A 5,503-nucleotide genomic window follows, 5' to 3' on the forward strand; every position below is an offset into this window, starting at 1 on the left:
CCTCGCGGCGGTGGAAGCGGCGGCAGCGGAGGCGTACTCCTACCGCAAGGCCTGACGCGGCCACAGCGGAGGGCGCGGCCGGTCCGCCGCCCTCCGCACACACGGCTCCCGAAGCGAGCGGGCCAACAGCCGCCGTCCTCTGCCCTGTTCCCCTCGGATGAGCGTGCCGGGGGGGTAGCCCTACCCCGCTCCGGGCGGGTAGCAGGATCGCTCCGGAAGATCGCGGTCGGAAATGCTGGGGCCGGTACATGACGCTGGTTTCCCCACGTTTCCCCAGGAGTTGGCTCGTGCGTGAGCAGGTATGGAAGAGGTCTCGGTTTTCCGGACGGCAGCGGGGAGGGCGGCACAGGGCCGCGCCGGTCGCGGTCGCGGTGATCGTGAGCGCCCTCACGACGGGTGCCCTGGCGCCGCCCGCGGCGTCCGCTGCCGCCCGGCCGGACACCGTGCAGCAGAGCCTGAACGCGCTGGTGCACTCCGGTGGCCTGCCCGCCGCGCTGGCGAGCGTGACAGACCGCGCGGGCCGCACCCGTACCTACACCGCAGGGGTGGGCGACCTGGCCACCGGTTCGAAGGTGCCCAGGGACGGTCAGCTGCGGATCGGCAGCAACACCAAGGTGTTCACCGCGGTGGTCGTGCTGCAACTGGTCGGTGAGGGGAAGATCCGCCTCGACGCCACGGTCGACACCTATCTGCCCGGTCTCGTACGCGGGGAGGGGATCGACGGACGCCACATCACCGTCCGTCAGCTCCTGCAGCAGACCAGCGGCCTTCCCAACTACACCGAGTATCTCGGCGACGACGTCCGCACCTACGACCCTCACGAGCTCCTCCACCTCGCTCTCCGGCACCCGGCCGACTTCGCCCCCGGGACGAAATGGGAGTACAGCAACACCAACTACGTGCTGGCCGGCCTCATCATCCAGAAGGTCACCGGCCGCCCCCTCGCCCAGGAGATGGACCAGCGCGTCATCAAGCGCGTCGGGCTGCGCCACACCTACTTCCCCGCCCCGGGTGACGCGACCATCCGGGAACCCCACCCGCACGGCTACTACCAGGAGTCGGCAGGCGCGCCACTGCGCGACGTCACGGAAACGGACCCCTCCTGGGGCTGGGCGGCAGGTCAGTTGGTCTCCACCAACTCCGATCTCAACCGGTTCTTCACCGCGCTCCTGGCCGGCCGTCTCCTGCCGGCGGCCCAGCTCGCCCAGATGCGTACCACCGTCCCCGCCGGATATCCCTTCGCCACCGGGTCCCGCTACGGTCTGGGGCTCGTGAGTACGCCGCTGTCGTGCGGCGGTGTCTCCTGGGGTCACGGTGGCAGCTTCCCGGGATACGAGACCCGGGGCGGCGTCACCGACGACGGCCGCGCCGCCAATGTCGCGGTGACCCTCCAGCCGACCGACGAGGCAGCCATGAAGCGGGCCGAGAGGGTCGTGGACACGGCCCTGTGCCGCTGAACAGCGCTTGCCCGCAGACCGTTGTCAGGCCTTGGACAGGTACGCCGGGGCGGCCCACGCGACGCCGTCGACCGCGAGCCACGGCGCGCCCGCGACGGCTGTTGGCGTCACCCCGGCGAAGGCCCTGACATCCCGGTGGAGGTGGGACTGGTCGGCGTAGCCGATCTCCGCCGCCACCAGTGCGGGGCTGTGGCCCGCGGCGAGGCGGTGGGCCGCGTGGTCGAAACGGACCAGCTGGGCCGCGCGCTTGGGGTTGATGCCGACCTGGGACCGGAACCGGGACCACAGACGCTTGCGGCTCCAACCGGCCTCGTCCGCCAACCGCTCGATCCGGACCGCTCCGCGGTTCGTCACCGTTTGCCGCCAGACGAAGGCGACCTCCGGATCGACCGCTCGGCCCGCCTCGTGTCGTCGCGCGAGCGCGGCCTCCGCGATCGCGAACCGGTCCTCCCATGACCCGGCAGCACACAGTTGCTCGTGGATGCGCGCGGCGTCGCGGCCCCATAGGTCTTCGAGGGAGACCACCATTGCGCCCAGCTCCGAGGAGGCGCCCAGTACCGCGTGGGCGATCACCGGCGACAGCCGGACCTGCAGGCACTCGATGTCACGGCCGTACCCGCGAACGCCGCTGGACGCGAGGCCGACGACGACACCGCCGTTCGGCAGCCGGCCGCCGAAGTCGTCGACGGCGAGCAGCCCGTCGCTCAGGTTGAGGGCCACCGTGACCGCCGGGTACGGGACCACGCTCAGGTCGACGGGGTCGGCGGTACGGGCGCGGAAGCCGGCCATGCCGACCCCCGGCACCCGGCCTGGCCGAGACGGGGTGGCGATGTCCCATACCGCGGCAGTGTCATGAGCCGACCCGGCGGATCGCATGGCGTCAGGCTACGCGACATTCGTCCAAGACCCGGCGTCGGATACGAGCCGACACTGACGGCTCCTGCACGTACCCGGACCGGAAGGGACCGCTCGTGATGCGCCCGCCGATTGACCCGTTCACGCCGGCTGTCGAACTCGCCGCCGCCATACGTCGAAAGGAGGTGAGCCCGGTCGAGGTGGCCGATGGGTGTCTGGAGCGGATGGACAAGCTTGATGGCCGGTTGAACGCCTTCTGTCACCGGGCCGACGACGACGTCCGCAAAGCCGCGTCCGCCGCGGCCGACGCGGTGATGCGGGCCGCGTCGCCCGAGGACCTCCCGCCTTTCCTCGGCGTCCCGCTGCCGATCAAGGACCTTCTTGACGTGGCCGGATGGCCCACCACCCATGGGTCCGCCGGGGCCGGCCATGCGCCTGCCGCGGCATCGGACCCGGTCGTGCGCCGGTTCGTGGACGCCGGGTTCGTGCTGCTCGGCAAGACCACCACCTCCGAGTTCGGCACGCTGCCCTTCACCGAGAGCGAGGCGCTGGGTGTCTCGCGCAACCCGTGGGACCCGAACCGCACTCCGGGCGGATCGTCGAGCGGAGCGGGCGTTGCCGTCGCCTCCGGGATGGCTCCCATGGCCCACGCCGAGGACGGCGGTGGTTCGATCCGCATCCCGGCTTCGTGCAACGGCCTCGTAGGGCTCAAACCCACTCGCGGGCTGGTCACCAACTCGACGGTCAGCGTGGAAGGTCTCGGCACCAGCGGCGTGCTCACCCGTTCGGTGGCGGACACCGCGGCCGCCCTCGATGTGCTCGCACGTCATGATCCGGCCGCGTGGTGGTCGCCACCGACCCCGCGCAGGTCCTTTTCCACCGCCGTGGAGGGTGACATGCCGACCGGGCTGCGGATCGGTGCGCTCACCGACTCGCCGATCGGCGGAACAGGCGTGGACCCGGTGTGCGCGACGGCCGTCGGCGTCGCGCTTCGCGCACTCGAAGCATCCGGCCACCACATCGTCGACACGCGCCTCCCGCTGCCGCCGACCGAGGAGTTGGTCGCGGCCTTCACGACCATATGGAACATCGGCGGTGCCGGGGTCGCGCTCGCGGACCCGGACCGGGTCGAGCCGCACAATCGTGCCCTGCGTGACGCCGCGCGATCGATCGACTCGTGGGCCTACGCGGAAGCGGTGAAGAAGACGCAGCAGTTGTCGCGGCGCATCGTCGAGGGCTTCGTCGCCGGTTTCGACCTTCTGGTCACGCCCACGATGGCGTGTCTCCCGCCACTGGTCGGTGCCTGGCGGGCAGGCACCGACGACAACCCCCTGATGGCACTGCTCAACAGCTACCCGATGGGCGTGTTCACCTCGGTGTTCAATGTGACCGGCCAACCGGCGATCTCCGTCCCGCTCCACCACGACGACGACACCGGCCTGCCCGTCGGCGTCCAGATCGTCGCCGCACCATGGCGGGAAGACCTCCTGCTCCAGGTGGCTCGCACCCTCGAACTCGCACACCCCTGGGCCGATCGGCGTCCGGCCCTCGGCTGAGGGCGCAGGCTCCCCCGTCGGTGGCGGTGTGCCTGCCACCAGGACGGGGGAGCCCCCTCCCGCCTCGTCGGCGCGCGTTGTTACGGTACGTCGATGTCTGACTCCTCACGCGATACGGCCACGGGCGCCGGCTGGGACACCGAAGAACGCGGCAGCTACAGGGAATTGATGCCGCATCGGGTCGAGAAACTCTCCTGGCTGAACCCGAAGACGCTCTGGCCTGCCCGCAACGGCGTGCTGGCCTCCTGGTTCGGGGATCCGACGGGCCGCACCCGCAGCCGCTGGGTGGAGCAGCAGGCGGCGGCCGGTGCACCCTCCGACGGGGTGATCCGGCGCAAGGAGGAGGACCACTTCTCCTTCATGGTCATCGGCGACACCGGCGAGGGAGACGAGCCCCAGTACGCCGTGGTCCCCGGTTTCCTGAAGGTGAGCGAGGGGACCAGGTTCACGGTCCTCGCCAGCGACGTCATCTATCCGGTCGGCAGCACCGACGACTACGGCACGAAGTTCCACCGCCCGTACCAGGACTACCAGGCGCCCATCTACGCGATACCCGGCAACCACGACTGGTACGACGACCTCCACGGATTCATGCGCGTCTTCTGCGACGCCCCGCCCCTGGCGCCGCAGCCCGTACCCCGGTCGTCGGTGCGCGACCGGCTTCGGTCGCTGCTGTGGCACAAGCCGCACCCGGCCGACGAGCAACGCCTCGCCGCGGCACGGCAGTTGCGCTCCTCCCCCGCCCAACAGGCCCGCCAGCCGGGCCCGTACTGGGCTGTCGACGCGGGACCTGTGCGCATCATCGGCATCGACACCGGCCTGCTGGGAACCGTCGACGCAGAGCAGGGGCGATGGCTGCGGGAGGTGTCCCGGGGCCCCCTCCCGAAGATCCTCGTCACCGGTTCCCCCCTGTACGTGGACGGGAAGCACCATCCCTGTCCCATCGACGGCGGCGGAACGGTCGACGACATCGTCCGCGACCCCGAGCACCGCTACGCCGCCGTGATAGGCGGCGACATCCACAACTACCAGCGCTATCCGGTGCCGGTGGGCGACCGCACCATCCAGTACGTCGTCTCGGGCGGCGGCGGCGCCTTCATGCACGCCACCCACACCATCCCCCGCGTCGACCTCGCGCACGTCACCGAGGACGACTTCCGCTGTTACCCGCTGCGCGGCGACTCCCTGGCCTTCTACAGCAGGCTCTACGGGCGCCGTCTGCGCATGCGCCGGCTGTTCACCCTCACCGAGGCCCAGGCGACGGCCGTCATCGCGCAGCGTCTCGGCATACCCCCGACTCGCGCCCAGAGCCCGCCCGTGCGGGTCACGCCGCGCGTCCGTCTGATAGCCGGCCTCCTCGGTGCCGCAAGCCGCCCCGGCCGTGCCGCCCGGCTGCGTCTGCCCGTGCGCAAGGCCTACACGCAGCTCTTCTCCCCCGGCTCGGCCACTTACAGCCCGCCCTTCTTCAAGAGCTTCCTGCGCCTGGACGTCACCCCGCAGTCGATCCGACTGCGCTGCTACGCCGCCACCGGCAACCGCCGGCAGGAACTCGACCCGCCCGTCGAGGACGAGGTCACCATCCCGCTCGTCTGACGGCGTCCGCTGCTCGGCCGGAGTCGCGAACCGGGCGGGCGC

4 protein-coding genes are annotated in these 5,503 nt (G+C 71.1%); 3 read left to right on the forward strand and 1 reads right to left on the reverse strand.

Going from position 1 to position 5,503, the window contains the following annotated elements; genetic code table 11:
• Positions 1–374: 374 nt before the first annotated feature.
• Positions 375–1,457 (forward strand): serine hydrolase domain-containing protein, encoded by a 1,083-nt coding sequence (locus ABZS97_RS43265; protein ID WP_356149271.1) that lies wholly within the window; start codon positions 375–377, stop codon positions 1,455–1,457.
• A 24-nt stretch (positions 1,458–1,481) separates the two neighbouring features.
• Here the strand turns inward: ABZS97_RS43265 and ABZS97_RS43270 are convergent, their stop codons facing one another.
• Positions 1,482–2,333, reverse strand: coding sequence for a helix-turn-helix domain-containing protein (locus ABZS97_RS43270; protein WP_356149260.1), 852 nt, complete (start codon positions 2,331–2,333; stop codon positions 1,482–1,484).
• Between the two features lie 98 nt (positions 2,334–2,431).
• On the opposite strand from ABZS97_RS43270, the gene ABZS97_RS43275 reads away from it, so the two are divergent.
• The gene (locus ABZS97_RS43275; protein ID WP_356149265.1) at positions 2,432–3,868 is read left to right on the forward strand and encodes an amidase; all 1,437 of its coding nucleotides are present in this window, start codon (positions 2,432–2,434) and stop codon (positions 3,866–3,868) included.
• Between the two features lie 93 nt (positions 3,869–3,961).
• On the forward strand, positions 3,962–5,461 hold the full coding sequence (locus tag ABZS97_RS43280) for a metallophosphoesterase (RefSeq protein WP_356149268.1): 1,500 nt from the start codon (positions 3,962–3,964) through the stop codon (positions 5,459–5,461).
• The last annotated feature ends 42 nt before the right edge of the window (positions 5,462–5,503 follow it).

The organism is Streptomyces sp. NPDC005485, from assembly GCF_040606085.1.
GTDB lineage: Bacteria > Actinomycetota > Actinomycetes > Streptomycetales > Streptomycetaceae > Streptomyces.